19 protein-coding genes and 1 pseudogene are annotated in these 14,210 nt (G+C 68.8%); 10 read left to right on the top strand and 10 right to left on the bottom strand.

Translation table 11 applies throughout. The features are described from left to right. Positions 1-266 (bottom strand): annotated as a pseudogene (locus VGC18_RS13930) (phosphoribosylformylglycinamidine cyclo-ligase); the annotation flags it as partial. 73 nt (positions 267-339) lie between these two features. Between VGC18_RS13930 and purF the strand changes: the two are divergent. Next, complete coding sequence (gene purF, locus VGC18_RS13925) at positions 340-1,797, top strand: amidophosphoribosyltransferase (protein WP_331098423.1); 1,458 nt, start codon at positions 340-342, stop codon at positions 1,795-1,797. Here the strand turns inward: purF and VGC18_RS13920 are convergent. Next, a complete protein-coding gene (locus VGC18_RS13920) occupies positions 1,794-2,129 on the bottom strand; it encodes a hypothetical protein (RefSeq protein ID WP_331098421.1) in 336 nt (111 codons plus the stop codon). The two genes, purF and VGC18_RS13920, sit on opposite strands and share 4 nt — an antisense overlap. Before the next feature lie 4 nt (positions 2,130-2,133). After that, a complete protein-coding gene (locus tag VGC18_RS13915) occupies positions 2,134-2,520 on the bottom strand; it encodes a sterol carrier family protein (protein ID WP_331098418.1) in 387 nt (128 codons plus the stop codon). Between the two features lie 192 nt (positions 2,521-2,712). On the opposite strand from VGC18_RS13915, the gene VGC18_RS13910 reads away from it, so the two are divergent. Genes VGC18_RS13910 through VGC18_RS13900 form a run of 3 tightly spaced genes read left to right on the top strand, consistent with a single transcriptional unit; the run spans position 2,713 to position 4,996 of the window. Continuing rightward, positions 2,713-3,279, top strand: coding sequence for an HdeD family acid-resistance protein (locus tag VGC18_RS13910; protein WP_331098416.1), 567 nt, complete (start codon positions 2,713-2,715; stop codon positions 3,277-3,279). 33 nt (positions 3,280-3,312) lie between these two features. Beyond that, on the top strand, positions 3,313-3,762 hold the full coding sequence (locus tag VGC18_RS13905; protein WP_331098414.1) for a hypothetical protein: 450 nt from the start codon (positions 3,313-3,315) through the stop codon (positions 3,760-3,762). Positions 3,763-3,802: 40 nt separating this feature from the next. Continuing rightward, complete coding sequence (locus VGC18_RS13900; protein ID WP_331098413.1) at positions 3,803-4,996, top strand: helix-turn-helix domain-containing protein; 1,194 nt, start codon at positions 3,803-3,805, stop codon at positions 4,994-4,996. Positions 4,997-5,049: 53 nt separating this feature from the next. Here the strand turns inward: VGC18_RS13900 and VGC18_RS13895 are convergent, their stop codons facing one another. From VGC18_RS13895 to VGC18_RS13880, 4 genes are all read right to left on the bottom strand, one after another. Then, positions 5,050-5,856 carry an ABC transporter permease gene (locus VGC18_RS13895; protein ID WP_414672894.1) on the bottom strand — a complete coding sequence of 269 codons (807 nt, stop codon included), beginning with the start codon at positions 5,854-5,856 and terminating at the stop codon, positions 5,050-5,052. 5 nt (positions 5,857-5,861) lie between these two features. Then, on the bottom strand, positions 5,862-6,902 hold the full coding sequence (locus VGC18_RS13890) for an ATP-binding cassette domain-containing protein (protein ID WP_331098409.1): 1,041 nt from the start codon (positions 6,900-6,902) through the stop codon (positions 5,862-5,864). A 139-nt stretch (positions 6,903-7,041) separates the two neighbouring features. Further along, the gene (locus VGC18_RS13885; protein WP_331098406.1) at positions 7,042-7,518 is read right to left on the bottom strand and encodes a Clp protease N-terminal domain-containing protein; all 477 of its coding nucleotides are present in this window, start codon (positions 7,516-7,518) and stop codon (positions 7,042-7,044) included. Continuing rightward, a complete protein-coding gene (locus VGC18_RS13880) occupies positions 7,511-7,747 on the bottom strand; it encodes a helix-turn-helix domain-containing protein (RefSeq protein WP_331098404.1) in 237 nt (78 codons plus the stop codon). Before VGC18_RS13880 ends, VGC18_RS13885 begins: the two co-directional genes overlap by 8 nt. Positions 7,748-7,855: 108 nt before the next feature. Here VGC18_RS13880 and purD point away from each other — a divergent pair, with 108 nt between their 5' ends. From purD to VGC18_RS13865, 3 genes are read left to right on the top strand one after another with little or no spacing between them, the layout of a single operon-like run. After that, positions 7,856-9,106 (top strand): phosphoribosylamine--glycine ligase, encoded by a 1,251-nt coding sequence (gene purD / locus VGC18_RS13875; protein ID WP_331098402.1) that lies wholly within the window; start codon positions 7,856-7,858, stop codon positions 9,104-9,106. Positions 9,107-9,115: 9 nt separating this feature from the next. Next, the gene (locus tag VGC18_RS13870) at positions 9,116-10,045 is read left to right on the top strand and encodes a phosphoribosylaminoimidazolesuccinocarboxamide synthase (protein WP_414672893.1); all 930 of its coding nucleotides are present in this window, start codon (positions 9,116-9,118) and stop codon (positions 10,043-10,045) included. After that, positions 10,042-10,536 (top strand): GNAT family N-acetyltransferase, encoded by a 495-nt coding sequence (locus VGC18_RS13865; RefSeq protein ID WP_331098397.1) that lies wholly within the window; start codon positions 10,042-10,044, stop codon positions 10,534-10,536. The genes VGC18_RS13870 and VGC18_RS13865 overlap by 4 nt, the downstream gene beginning before the upstream one ends. A gap of 8 nt (positions 10,537-10,544) precedes the next feature. Here VGC18_RS13865 and VGC18_RS13860 read toward each other — a convergent pair whose 3' ends face one another. The 3 genes from VGC18_RS13860 to mftR are packed head-to-tail and all read right to left on the bottom strand — an operon-like array spanning position 10,545 to position 12,966. Continuing rightward, positions 10,545-10,718, bottom strand: a complete 174-nt coding sequence (locus tag VGC18_RS13860; RefSeq protein WP_331098394.1) for a hypothetical protein — start codon at positions 10,716-10,718, stop codon at positions 10,545-10,547. A gap of 36 nt (positions 10,719-10,754) precedes the next feature. Further along, complete coding sequence (gene mftG / locus VGC18_RS13855) at positions 10,755-12,299, bottom strand: mycofactocin system GMC family oxidoreductase MftG (RefSeq protein WP_331098392.1); 1,545 nt, start codon at positions 12,297-12,299, stop codon at positions 10,755-10,757. Between the two features lie 58 nt (positions 12,300-12,357). Continuing rightward, entirely contained in the window at positions 12,358-12,966 is a 609-nt protein-coding gene (gene mftR, locus VGC18_RS13850) for a mycofactocin system transcriptional regulator (protein ID WP_331098390.1), read from the bottom strand. Between the two features lie 98 nt (positions 12,967-13,064). On the opposite strand from mftR, the gene mftA reads away from it, so the two are divergent. From mftA to mftC, 3 genes are all read left to right on the top strand, one after another. Then, positions 13,065-13,229 (top strand): mycofactocin precursor MftA, encoded by a 165-nt coding sequence (gene mftA / locus VGC18_RS13845; protein WP_331098388.1) that lies wholly within the window; start codon positions 13,065-13,067, stop codon positions 13,227-13,229. Positions 13,230-13,239: 10 nt separating this feature from the next. After that, complete coding sequence (gene mftB / locus VGC18_RS13840; protein ID WP_331098385.1) at positions 13,240-13,515, top strand: mycofactocin biosynthesis chaperone MftB; 276 nt, start codon at positions 13,240-13,242, stop codon at positions 13,513-13,515. Further along, the coding region (mftC, locus tag VGC18_RS13835) for a mycofactocin radical SAM maturase (protein ID WP_331098382.1) at positions 13,512-14,210 on the top strand (699 nt) is incomplete at its 3' end. The genes mftB and mftC, both read left to right, overlap by 4 nt.

The following is a 14,210-nucleotide window of genomic DNA, read 5'->3' as shown; positions in this document are numbered from 1 at the left end:
ACCATGCCGACGAGGTCGAACCCGATGGTGTCGTGCTTGTCGATGGCCTGGGCGATGGCGACCTTGGTGCCGACGCCGTCCGTGGACGTGGCCAGCAGCGGTTTGCTGTACGACTTCAGGAAGGAGACGTCGAAGAGGCCGGCGAAGCCGCCGACGCCGCCGAGCACCTCCGGGCCATGGGTCTTCGACACCGCCGACTTCATGAGCTCCACGGCCAGGTCGCCCGCCGCCGTGTCGACCCCGGCTTCTGCGTACTTGCTGGCCATTCGTATTCCGTTCCGCGGCATGAAAGACTGGACTAAATCACCCCCAACTCTACGGTCTGGAGTCTCACCGCGAATGTGCGGCATTGTCGGCATCGTTTCTTCGGAACCAGCCAACCAACAGGTCTACGACAGCCTCCTCCTCCTGCAGCACCGGGGCCAGGACTCGACCGGAATCGCCACGGCGGAGGGGCGCGCCTTCCACATGGTCAAGGCGAAGGGGCAGGTGCGCGAGGCCTTCCGCACCCGTGACATGCGCTCCCTGCCGGGCACGATGGGGCTCGGCCACGTCCGGTACGCCACCAGGGGCACCGCGGCGAACGAGCAGGAGGCCCAGCCGTTCTACGTGAACGCGCCGTACGGCATCGTGCTCGTGCACAACGGCAACCTCACCAACACGAGGGAGCTCACCGAGGAGCTCTTCCACGTCGACCGCCGTCACCTCAACACCAGTTCAGACACCGAGCTGCTGGTCAACGTGCTCGCCCACGAGCTCCAGGAGCAGGTGAGCGGCCTCGACCTCGACCCCGACCAGATCTTCGCCGCCGTCGAACGCGTCCACGAGCGGGTCGAGGGCTCGTACGCAACGATCGCCATGATCCCCGGCTACGGCCTGCTCGCCTTCCGCGACCCGTTCGGCATCCGCCCGCTCGTTCTCGGCAAGCGAAGCCGCGGCTTCGTCGGGACCGACTGGATCGTCGCATCCGAATCCCTTGTGCTCGAGAGCGGCGGATACGAGTTCGTCCGCGACATCGCGCCGGGAGAGGCCGTGTTCATCGCCGTCGACGGCGAGATGATCTCGAGGCAGTGCGCGAAGAACCCCCGGCTGGTGCCGTGCTCCTTCGAGTACGTCTATCTGGCCAGGCCAGACTCGATCATGAACGGGATCTCGGTGTACGAGGCGAGGCTCCGGCTCGGCAACCGGCTGGCCGACACGATCGCGAAGTACACCCCGATGGGCGACATCGACGTGGTCATGCCGATCCCCGACTCCGCCCGCCCCGCCGCCATGCAGGTCGCCCAGAAGCTCGGCGTCGAATACCGCGAGGGCTTCTACAAGAACCGCTACGTCGGCCGCACCTTCATCATGCCGGGCCAGGCCGAGCGCAAGAAGTCGGTCAAGCAGAAGCTCAACGCGATGGGCAGCGAGTTCAAGGGTAAGAACATCCTCATCGTCGACGACTCCATCGTGCGCGGCACCACCTCCAAGGAGATCGTGCAGATGGCCCGCGAGGCCGGCGCGAACAAGGTCACCTTCACCTCGGCGGCGCCCCCGGTGCGCTTCCCCCACGTCTACGGAATCAACATGCCCTCCCGCCAGGAGCTCATCGCCCACGGCAGGAAGATCCCCGAGATCAACACCGAGATGGGCTCCGACTACCTCATCTACCAGGAGGTCGCCGACATGGAGGCGGCCATCATCGAGGGGTCGAACGTCTCCTCGCTCGAGATGAGCTGCTTCACGGGCGAGTACATCACCGGAACGGTGAGCCCCGAGTACCTGGCCTGGGTCGAGAGGACCCAGCTCAGCTAGTCCTCGAGCTCGCCCTCGACGGGCGGCGGGTCGACGACGGTGCGCTCCGCGGTGATCGTCTTCGCCCGGTGGGTCGAGAGGCGGTCGAGCAGGATCGCGACGACCCCGCCGAGCACGACCCCCGCCGGCACGCCGTAGAGCAGGAAGTAGCCGAACAGGGCGCCGAAGCCCACCGCCGGATCGACGGGGAACGACGCCGTCACGATGAAGGTGACGATCGCCCCGAGGAGCGCGCCGAGGACCATGAAGACGGAGTACTTCGGCGCGCGCCGGATGAGCACCTCCGACACCGTGGTCGCACCGTCCGGCTGGGCGGGGGTCTGATCGGTCATGGTCCTATTCTGCCCCGACCGGGCCGCCGTCCCTCGCCCAGTCGAGCGGCAGGTACGGCCCGAGATCGGCGCGGGAGCCGGATGCCGCGATCCGGCCGCTCTCCCTCGACTCCGCCCAGGATGCGCCGCCGGTGGCGATCGCGAGCCAGGTGAGGGCATCCGTCTCCACCACGTTCGGCGGCGTGCCCCTGGTGTGCCCCGGTCCCTCGATGCACTGCACGGCCCCGAACGGCGGCACCCGCACCTCGACGGAGTTGCCCGGGGCGTCGTCGGCGAGGAGCTGCAGGAGATAGCGGACGGCGATCGCTTCGGTGTCGCGGTCGGCGACGGTAGCCAGCGCCCGACGCACCGCCTCCGCGCCGACGGTGTCGGAGATCCGTGGTTTTGGCATAGGAGAAAATGTAGCCCAGGCGAGCGGCGCCTCGGCGAGCTCGACCGCCGGACGGACCGCGATGACCTGTCGGAACCGACATCCTGCGCGGCTCCGGACTGTTCGTTTCTCCAGATCTGCCGGTGCCGGGATGCCGTCGCGACAGTATGTACGCGACCGCACCACCCAGACCGCGATATGGACGGACCGATCATGACCTCTGCCGCAAGCCCGCTGGAAACTCTCGCTCGACGCACCGGATCACTCTGGTGGACCCTCGTCCTCGTCGGCATCGCCTGGATCGTCATCGGCTTCGTCGTGCTGAGGTTCGACAGGTCGACCGTCGAGATCGTCTCGATCGTCTTCGGGGTCATGGTCCTCCTGGCCGCGGCCGGCGAGTTCTTCCGCGCGGCCGTCTCCCTCGGCGGGTGGCGGGTCTGGCACATCGTCTTCGGCATCCTCCTGGTCGCCGCAGCGGTGCTCGCGTTCATCGACCCGGGCAGCACCTTCGTCTCGCTCGCCCTGATCGCCGGGTTCTACTTCGTCGTCTCCGGCATCTTCGACGTGATCTCGAGCCTCTTCAGCATTCCGTTCCCGGGCTGGTGGCTCCAGCTGCTCTCGGGAATCGCCGAGCTCATCCTCGGTTTCATCGCCTCCAACTCCTTCGCCGACAGCGCGGTCGTGCTCGTCACGGCCGTCAGCGTGCTCGCCGTCTTCCGGGGGGTGTCGGAGATCTCGGCCGGCTTCGCCGTGCGCGGCATCGCCAAGGCCACCGCCTGACCCCCACCCATCCACGAAGACAAGGAAAAGACAATGGCACTGTCCGACGAACTCCTGAAACTCTCCAACCAGTCCAGGCAGCTGGAGGCCTCCATCGAGGCGACGAAGGAGAAGAACGACGCCAAGCTCAAGGCACGCAAGGCCGAGCTCGACGCCCAGCTGGCGGACGCCCGCGCCCGCATCGAGGACCGGATGATCGCCGCCGGCGATGAGGCAGACGCGGAATGGGCGGATGCACGCAAATCCGTCTCCGACGCCTTCGAATCGCTGCGCTCCGACTCGGACGCCCGCCATGCGAAGTGGTCGGCGAAACGCGCCGGCCGGGCCGCGGACGACGCGGAGGCGGATGCGTTCGACTCCATCGACTTCGCCGTCTACGCCATCCAGGAGGCCGAATACGCCGTGCTGGATGCCGCGGTCGCGCGGGACGAGGCGGCCGAGAAGGCGGCCGAGGCCGCCACGAAGGCCGCATCCGCCGAATAGAACGGGGACGGCGGGGGCACGATGCCGATACCGTGAAACGATGAGCGACGACATCGGCCCGTGGCCCCTCCTCACCAGGCTCACTCGGGCCGTGGCGTCCGGCACCGATCTGTCCGCCCGGATGGCGCAGGCGATCCGGGCGGACCTCGCCTTCTACCGCACGGATGCGACGGTGCCTCTGGCCGAGATGGAGGTCTCCGCACGGGCGCACATCGCGGCGCTCACCCACCCGGCGCCCACCCCCGAGGAACGCGACACCGCACCGCGGGAGCTGGGCGAGAGGCGCGCCAGGGACGGCGTCGAGCTCACCGACGTGATGGACGCGCTCCGCTCGGGAACGAAGTTCCTCTGGGACCAGATCGTCGCGCATGCCCGTCGGCTGGGGACGGTCTCCGACGCCGAGCTGGTGGAACTCGCCTCGCAGATCTGGTTCATGCACGACGCCTTCATGCAGGCGGTCACCGCCGGCTATCGACGCGAGTCGGCCAGGGCGCTGCTCAGCCGGCAGCAGGAGCGGCTCGGTCTGCTCTACGGGCTTCTCACCGCTCGCGGCAGCGAGGCCGCGTCGCCGTGGAACGCCGTCGACCGGCTGGGACTGCCGCGAACCGGGGGGTTTGCGGTCGTCGCGGTCGCGGCGCCGGCGACGGGAAGGATGCCCCTGCCGCGCATCGAACAGGCTCTCGCCGAGTCCGGCGTCGTCTCTGCCTGGGTCATGGCCGGCACCGTCCAGCTCGGAGTCGTCAGCACCGTCGACCCGTCCTGGACGGAGGCGCTCGAGAACGGCGCGCGGCCGTGGACGGCGACGGCCGGGGTGAGCCCGCTGCAGCATGACTACGCCAGGATCGGGCTGGCCGTTCGGCTTGCCCGCACGGCGCTCGCCGCGGCCACCGCCGACGGCTTCGCCTACTTCACCGATGCGCCGATCCCCATGTCGGCCGCCGGCTCGCCGGAGATCAGCGAACCGCTCATGGCCTCCGTCTTCGGGGAGCTCCTCCACACCGCGGAACCCGAACGCTCCAACCTCATCGACACCCTCGCCGCGTGGTTCTCCGCCGACGGGTCGTTCGCCACCGTCGCCACCCAGCTCTGGGTGCACCAGAACACGATCCGCAATCGGATGCGCCGGATCGCGACGCTGACCGGCCGCGATGTCTCCCAGCCGCGCCAGGCGGCGGAGCTCTATCTGGCCCTCGCCACCTATCGCCAACGGGTGGGGAAGGACCCCGATGGCTAGGGACGCCGGCGCCGGCGGGGGATGATCGCATCCCCCCGCCGGCGCCGTCCGGGTCACGCCTTGCGCATGTACGCCCTCACGGTGAGCGGCGCGAAGACCGCCACGATGACGACGGCACCGATGATCGAGATGGCGGCATCCATCCCGACCGTGCCGGTGTTGGCGAGATCGCGCACGGCGGACACCAGGTGGGAGATCGGGTTGCCGTTCACGAACACCTGCAGCCAGCCGGGCAGAGAGTCGACCGGCACGAAGGCGTTGGACAGGAACGTGAGCGGGAACAGGATGACCATGGAGATCCCCTGCACGCTCGATGCACTGCGGGCGATGACCCCGAAGAAGGCGAAGATCCAGCTGATCGCCCAGGAGCAGGCGACCACGAGGAGCCCCGCGAGCACCACCGATCCGAACCCGCCGTCGGGGCGGTAGCCCATGACGAAGCCCATGACGAAGGTCAGGGTCGTCGCGATCGCGTAGCGCACGGTGTCCGCGAGCAGGGCGCCGGCCAGCGGTGCGATCCTCGCGATCGGGAGCGACTTGAATCGGTCGAACACCCCCTTGTCCATGTCCTCGCGCAGTTGCACCCCGGTGACGACGGATCCGGTGATGACCGTCTGGACGAGGATGCCGGGGATGAGCAGGGGCAGATAGCTCTGCACGTTCCCGGCGATCGCGCCGCCGAACAGATAGGTGAACATGAGGGTGAACAGGATCGGCTGCACCGTCACGTCGATGAGCTGCTCCGGGGTCCGCTTGATCTTGAGCAGGCCGCGGTAGGCCATGGTCAGCGAGTTGCTGATGGTCTGGCCGAGGCTCGTATGGTTCTTGAGCTGGCGTTCGACGCCGGGGGTGATGGTCATGGTGCTCATGCGTTGATCCTTGTCTGTGAGTTCTGGTCGGTCGCGGTCTCGGACTCGTCGGTCTCAACCCCGCGGCCGGTGATGGTGAGGAAGACCTCGTCGAGCGTCGGCTTCTGCACGCTCATCTCGGTGAGGCGGATGCCGGCTTCGCGGAGGGTGACGAGCAGGTCGGTGACCCGGCCGACGTCCGTCATCGGCACGGTGATCCTTGAGGCCTCCGGGGAGACCGTCCCCTGTGCGCCCAGGACGGTGTGGATGGCGCGGAGCACGTCCTCGGTGTCCGCCAGGTCGTCCAGCCTCAGTTGCAGGGACGCGGTCCCGACGGAGGCCTTGAGCTCGTCCGCCGTGCCCTCGGCGACGACCCGGCCGCGGTCGATGACCGCGATCCGATCGGCGAGCTGGTCCGCCTCGTCGAGCATCTGCGTGGTGAGGAGCACGGTGGATCCGCTCGCGACGAGCCGCCTGATGGTGTCCCACATCTGCGCCCTGGTCCGCGGGTCGAGGCCGGTCGTCGGCTCGTCGAGGAAGATGAGCGGTGGCTGCGCGATGAGGCTCGCCGCGAGGTCGAGGCGGCGGCGCATGCCGCCGGAGAACTTTTTCAGCGGTCGTCTCGCCGCCTCGAGGAGGTTGAACTCCTCGAGCAGGTCGATCGCCTTCTGCTTCGCCTGGGCGCGGCCGAGGCCGAGCAGGCGGCCGAAGATGACCAGGTTCTCCGTCGCGCTGAGGTTCTCATCCACGGAGGCGAACTGCGCCGTGACGCCGATGAGCTGGCGCACGATCTGGGCCTCCTTCTGGATGTCGTGGCCGAAGATGCGTGCCTGGCCGCCGTCCGGACGCAGGAGCGTCGCGAGCATGCTGATGGTGGTGGTCTTGCCGGCGCCGTTGGGGCCGAGCACGCCGTAGACCGTTCCCGCGCGTACTCGGAGGTCCACGCCGTCGACGGCACGATTGTCGCCGAAGGTCTTGACGAGGCCGTCCGCCTCGATCGCCCAGTCCGTCGTCGAGACGGCGCGGGGTGGTGTTGCCGGTGGGGTTGAGATGCTCATGGGGAGCCCTTTCGTGAATGGTTGTCTGTCGTGATTTCTGGGTGGTGATGGGATGATCCGGGCGCGCCGGATCGCCGCGGGACAGGTCTCTGCCAACGGTGGTTCTGTGCGGCATCGTCGATGCCGGGTTATGCGGTGCTTACAGCTGCTGGAGCCGGTCGATCAGTGCGTGTCGGTCGATGCCGGCGATGGCGAGCGCTCTGGGCACCGTTCCCACGTCCGCCCCGAGGATGCCGATGAGGAGATCGATGTCCGGCGATCGACGCCGACGGTTCCGTGCGGATGATCGGCGACCGCGGTCCATGGCGTCGCGAACGGATGCGCCCCAGGTCGGCCTGGCAGACCGGCGAGGGGTCGATTCGAGCAGGCTCGCATCGACCGGGGTGATCCCGGCGGTCGCGAGGCTCCTGGCACGCTCCTCGCGGAGAGCGGCGACGATCGCCTCGTAGTCCAGGCCGGCGTCGACGAGCACCTTGGATGCCGCGCCGATCTTGTCGGCCGCAACCGCGAGCAGAACGTGCTCGGCCTGCACGGTGCCCGCACCGCGCCGGGCGGCCTCGTCGATGGCCGTCAGCACGAACGCACGCAGTCCCTGCGGCAGGCTCTCCTCATCCATTTCGTCTCCTCAATTCGATTCCCGCATCGGCGAGACGACGCAGATGCTTCTTGTGCACGGCCTGACGGGTGACGCCGAGCGCCTGGGCGACCTCGGTCCACGACCAGCCCTCGCGCATCGCGCGTTCGACCTCCGCATCTTCCATGCGGTCGGCCAGCTCGCGCAGGGCGACGACGGCGGCGAGCCCGTCTGCCGGGCCTCCCGTGGGTGGTGGCGTGATCGGGGTCATGTAAGCAACTTACGTTGCTTAGGGAAAATAGTCAACTTAAGTTGCTTGGATTCCCCATGCCGTCGTTCCGAGGTCACCCGATCCCATGGCCTTGGGTACGCTTACCGGGTGAGAATCCTCGTCCTCGGCTCCGGCGCGCGCGAGCACGCCATCGTCACCGCACTGCTGCGCGAGCAGGCCGGTCACGACATCACGGTGGCCCCCGGCAACGGCGGCATAGCGGCCGACGTGCCCGTCATCGCCCTCGATCCCACCAACCCGACCCTGGTCACCGAGTTCGCGCTCGACAACGACATCGAGCTCGTTGTCATCGGACCGGAGGCGCCCCTCGTCGCCGGCGTCGCCGACAAGCTGCGGCAACGGGGCATCGCCGTCTTCGGCCCGGGCAAGGCGGCCGCCGCCCTCGAGGGCAGCAAGACCTTCGCCAAGCGGATCATGGACGAGGCCGGCGTGCCAACCGGCCGGGCCGTCCGCGCGGCCACCCTGGAGGAGGCCGTTGTCGCGATCGACGAGTTCGGAGCCCCCTACGTCGTCAAGGCCGATGGGCTGGCCGCGGGCAAGGGGGTGCTCGTCACGGCGGACCGCGAGGCCGCCATGGCCCACGCCTCCTACTGGCTCAGCCAGGGGAGCGTACTCGTGGAGGAGTTCCTCGAGGGGCAGGAGGTCTCGCTGTTCCTGCTCAGCGACGGCCACACCGTGCTGCCGCTCTCCCCGGCCCAGGACTACAAACGACTTGCCGATGACGACGAGGGCCCGAACACCGGCGGGATGGGCGCATACTCGCCGCTGCCCTGGCTGCCCTCCGGCTTCGTCGACGAGGTCATCGACACCGTGGCCCTGCCCACCGTCCGGCAGCTCGCCGAGGAGCAGGCGCCGTTCATCGGGCTGCTCTACTGCGGGCTCATCCTCACGGACAAGGGCATCCGGGTCATCGAGTTCAACGCCCGTTTCGGCGATCCGGAGACCCAGGTCGTGCTGCCGCGACTGGTAACCCCCTTGAGCGGTTTGCTGTTCGCGGCGGCGACGGGCGAGCTCGGCGGCCAGCCGCGCCCGGAATTCTCCGACGACGTCGCCGTCACCGTCGTCCTCGCCAGCGAGGGCTATCCGGACACCCCGGTCACCGGCAGGGAGATCGTCGGTCTGGACACGGCCCTCGCCATCCACGGCGTCTCGGTCGCCCACGCCGCCACCGCCGTCTCCGCCGGACGGCTGATCGCCACGGGCGGACGGGTGCTCAGTGTCGTCGCGACGGCCCCCGACTTCACCGAGGCGCGCTCCAGGGTCTACCGCGCCCTCGAGGCAATCGACCTCGAGGGCGGTCAGTTCCGCACCGACATCGCGGCGAGAGTCGCCCTGTAGCACCCGGACATCCGCGCGGTCCTGAATAATGGGCACGTGGATGCACTGGATCTGACGTCGGACGGCTGGAAGCACGCGTACTCCGGCAAGGTGCGTGATCTCTACATCGACACGGCGACGAGGGACCTCGCCTCCGCGACCCGCGTGCTCATGGTGGCGAGCGACAGGGTGAGCGCCTTCGACCACGTGCTCTCCCCCGGCATCCCCGGCAAGGGCGAACTGCTGACCACCCTCAGCCTCTGGTGGTTCGACCGGCTGCGCGGTCTGCCCAACCATCTGATCGCCGACCACGAGCTGCACGGCGAGCGGGTGGACGATCTCATTCCGGATGCCGTTGCCGGTCGGGCGATGCTGGCCAGGACCCTGGACATGTTCCCGATCGAGTGCGTCGTGCGCGGCTATCTCTCCGGGAGCGGCTGGCTCGAGTACCAGCGGACGCAGAGCGTGTGCGGGGTGCCGCTCCCCGCCGGGCTCTCGGACGGTGACCGGCTGCCAGAACCGATCTACACGCCGGCGTACAAGGCGCCGATGGGCGAGCACGACGAGAACATCTCCTTCGAGCGCACGGTCGACCTGGTCGGCGCCGAGACCGCGGAGGCGCTGCGCACCCTGAGCCTCGACGTCTTCTCCCGGGCGTCCGCCATCGCCGAGGAGCGGGGCCTGATCCTCGCGGACACGAAGTTCGAGTTCGGCGCCAACCGCGACAGCGGGGTCATCACCCTCGCGGACGAGGTGCTCACGAGCGACAGCTCGCGCTACTGGGATGCCGCGGCCTACGGATCGGGCAACCGCACCGACAGCTTCGACAAGCAGATCGTACGCAACTGGCTGACGGCGAACTGGGACAGGACCGGAGCGCCGCCGGAGCTGCCGGGGGACATCGTCGAGCAGACGGCCGCCCGCTATCGGGAGCTGATCGAGAGGCTCACCGGCGGATGATCGTTCGGGAGGTGCCGTGGGACGATCCGGAGGCGACCGCGCTCCGGGCCGCGCAGCGCGCCGAGATCGCCGAGCGCTACGGCACCCCGGACTCCGAGCCGGGGATCGCCCCCTCGGCCGCGGACATGACGGTCTTCGTCGTCGCCGAGGACGACGAGGGCTCCCCGATCGGCTGCGGCGGCCTGCGCGAGCTGGACGAGGCGGAGGCGGAGGTCAAACGGATGTTCGTGCGCCGGGAGAGCCGCGGCAGCGGCGCATCCACCGCCATCCTCGACCGCCTCGAGTCCATCGCCCGCGAACGCGGATACAGCCGCCTGCTGCTCGAGACCGGGGACAGGCAGCCGGACGCGGTGCGGTTCTACCTGCGCCAGGGCTACACCCGCATCCCCAACTTCGGCCACTACGCCGGACACGAGGCGTCGCTGTGTTTCGCAAAACCGCTTCTCGATCTCGATCCGGCGGCGGAGACCGGCTGCGAGGGCTGCGAATAGCGGCCTGACTAGCCGGCGACCAGCTGTGGGTACATGGTCTCGATCGGGTCGGCCAGCCTCCGCTTGACGGTGGCGCTGAGCTCGTCGCCGAGCACCTCGTGCGCTCCGGCCTCCAGGCCGTCGTACGCCAGGCGCACGAAGTCGGCCGGGTCGTTCTTCGCGGCCGTGATGGCCGAGGTCATCGGGGTGTCCGTGTAGCCGAGATGGAAGCCGACCGCTCAGCATCCTCGCCGGATGAAGTCGGCGACCCGTTCTCCGATGAGCACGGCCGTGGCCGCGGGGCCCCTGGTCGGCGCGGTCGGCAGGATCGAGGTGTCGGCCACCCGGAGGCCCGTGACGCCGTGCACCCGCCCGTACTGGTCGACGACAGCCGACGGATCGCCCTCCCCGCCGAGCTTGGCCGTGCCGCACAGGTGGATGGCCGTCCCCACGTGCGCGCGCAGCCAGTCGTCGAGCGCGACGTCATCGGTGAGGACGGCGTCCGTCAGCTCGACCAGCCGGTCGAACAGCGCACCGTAGGCCTCCGAGCGCACCAGCGCCGCGGCCGTCCTCACCGCCTCCCGCATCCTGCGCAGGTCGTCCGCGGTGGAGAGATAGTGATAGTCGATGCGTGGCGGCACCGCGGGATCCGCCGACTCCAGGGTCAGCTGACCGCGGGAGGTCTCGGCCTGCACCGCCACGAGGAAGGCGAGCTCGCCGGGGCCGGCCTCCGGCGCCCTCCCGGTCAGCTGGTAGACGGTCGGCTTGATGACGGGCAGGATCTCGAGGTCGCCCTCGACCCGTGAGCCCCGCGAGGTGAAGTTGAGGCAGGCGGCGAGCGACTGGCTCGTCGTGTAGTCCGCGAGCTCGCGTCTCGGCCGCCAGGCGACCGTGATCTGGGGGTGGTCGCTGAAGTCCCGTCCCACGCCGGGCAGATCGACGACCGGCTGGATGCCAAGACGGCGCGACGGCTCCGCCGGGCCGATCCCGGAGATCAGCAGGAGCTGCGGAGTCTTCACGCTGCCCGCGCAGAGCACAACCTCGCCGCCCTCGGCCAGGGACACGGCGCCGTCGGTCTCGACCTCCACCCCGACGGCCCTGGTGCCGTCGAGGACGACCCGGCGCACCAGGGCACCGCCGCGCACGGACAGGTTCCGCCTGCCCATGACCGGATCGATGTAGGCCAGGCCCGTGTTGATGCGCACGCCGTCGAGCACGTTCATGGGCAACGGTCCGTAACCCGGCTCACCCTGATCGTTCTTGTCCGGCTCGGCGGCGAAGCCCATGGCCGCGGCCGCACGGAGGAACGCCTCGATCGCCGGATGGTCCTGGGGCGGCAGGGCGACCGGTATCGGTCCCGAGCCGCCGTGCACGGCGCTCTCGCCGTGCACGAGGTCGCGCTCCAGCCGACGGTAGAAGGGCAGGCTCTTCTCCCAGGTCCACTCGTCGTTGCCGCCGGCCGCCCAGCGTTCGAAGTCCTGCCTCCTGGCCCTGATGAAATACGCGCCGTTGATGGTCGACGAGCCGCCGAGAATGCGCCCTCTGGCGACCGAGTACGGGCGTTCCGGCGTCAGGTGCGCGGGGAACGACCAGTTGTCCGGATGTCCGGGCATCGCGCCGCGAACCGTCCCGGAGTCGAGCAGCTCGGCGGGGAACGCCGCCGCGTTCTCCGGCACTGGACCGGCCTCCAGCAGCAGGACCGACCGCCCGGCATCCTCGCTCAGTCGTGCCGCGAGCGCCGCGCCCGCCGATCCGGCGCCGACGACGATGACGTCGTATCCCATCTCGAAACGCTCCGTCCCTCGCCTCCAGTATCGCTCCGCGGCCCGCCGCGAGCCCCGCTCAGGGGACGAGCAGCGTCGTCCTCATCGTGACGAAGGCGGATTCGAGCAGCCGGATCAGATCGGCGTCCTCATCCTTCAGCCACTGCTCGTAGGCGGACAGGGAGACGCCGAGGAAGATCCAGGCGATGGCCTGCGGTTCCAGGCTGTCGCGCTCCACCCCCAGCCGCGACGCGGCGTAGTCGGCGACGACCTGACGCCACTCGACGTAGCGCAGCGCGGAATGGGCCAGGAGCGTCGGAACGGTCAACAGCAGCTCCATGCGCTTGCGGTGATACGGAATCTCCTCCGCGGGAAAGCGGTTGAACTCGATCACGGCCGCCACGAGCGCGTCGATGAGGGAGAGCTCCCCCGACGAGCTCCGGAGATAGGCGCGCATGTCCTCGAGGCCGGCATCGAAGTCTCCCCAGGGCAGGTCGTTCTTGGAGGAGAAGTACCGGAAGAAGGTGCGGCGGCCGATCCCCGCGGCCGACGCGATCTGATCGACGGTGGTCTCGTCGAATCCCCGCTCGATGAACAGCTGCAGCGCGATGTGGCTGAGCTGGGCGCGGGAGGTCGATGGCTGCCTGCCGATGCGCGGCGGGACCGTCGCCGCGTCTTGCGGATTCACAGCAGATCACCCCTTCCCATCGGCACTCGGTGTCATTAGCCTGGTTGATGTCCGGCGAATCGCCACAGCAGTCGATTTTCTCGTACAAGGAGATTCCGATGACTCTCATCGAGCAGTTAAAACTAGCGGCAGAACAGGCAACTCCAGAACAGACGAGTCCGGAACGGGCGACGACGGACGAGCACACCGACGAGGATCGCGGCATCGAGTCCGACACCCTGGTCGAGGAGGTCTCGATCGACGGCATGTGCGGCGTCTACTGAGGCGTCCACGATGCCGGACCTGGATCTCGATCTCGGGTGGGACCTCCACCCGCAGGTGTCGGTGCGGCCGGAGCCGTTCGGCGCCCTGCTCTATCACTTCGGTACGCGGAAGCTCTCGTTCCTCAAGGACACGACGCTGCTCGCCGTCGTCCGCGCCCTCGCAGAATCCCCCACCGCCCGTGACGCCTGTCTCGCCGCCGGCATCTCCGACTCGGAGCTTCCCCGGTACCGGCGCGCGCTCGGCACGCTCGCCCAGTCCTCCATGGTCGTCGAAAGGCCCTCATGACCCTCCTCGAAGCACCACGAACCCCCTCTCCCGCCGGTGGCTCCGCGACGAAGCCGACCCGCTTGGTGGATCTCTTCGAATACGGGCTCGACGCCCCGATCTGCCTGACCTGGGAGCTCACCTACGCCTGCAACCTGTCCTGCGTCCACTGCCTGTCGAGTTCGGGCCGGCGGGATCCGCGGGAGCTGACGACGGCGGAGGCCAAGGGGGTCATCGACGAGCTGGAACGGATGCAGGTCTTCTACGTCAACATCGGCGGCGGCGAGCCGACGGTTCGGCCGGACTTCTGGGAGCTGGTCGACTACGCCTCCGAGCACCACGTCGGGGTGAAGTTCTCCACCAACGGCGTGAAAATCTCGCCAGAGATCGCCGTGCGGCTCACGAAGAGCGACTACGTCGACGTGCAGATCTCGCTCGACGGCGCCACCGCCGAAGTCAACGACCACGTGCGCGGCCCGGGTTCGTACGCCACGGCCATGAAGGCCATGCAGAACATGTACGACGCCGGCTTCAAGGGCTTCAAGATCTCGGTCGTCTGCACCAGCCAGAACATCGGCCAGCTCGACGACTTCAAGGCCATCGCCGACCGCTTCGACGCACAGCTGCGCCTCACCCGCCTGCGCCCCTCGGGACGCGGAGCGGATGTCTGGGACGAGCTGCACCCCACCCAGGAGCAGCAGCGCGAACTCTACGAC

The sequence above is a fragment of the Lacisediminihabitans sp. genome (assembly GCF_036404185.1).
Taxonomy (GTDB): Bacteria; Actinomycetota; Actinomycetes; order Actinomycetales; family Microbacteriaceae; genus Lacisediminihabitans.
Note: the sequence above shows the minus strand (reverse complement) of the source record. Positions and strands in the feature narration are given on the sequence as shown.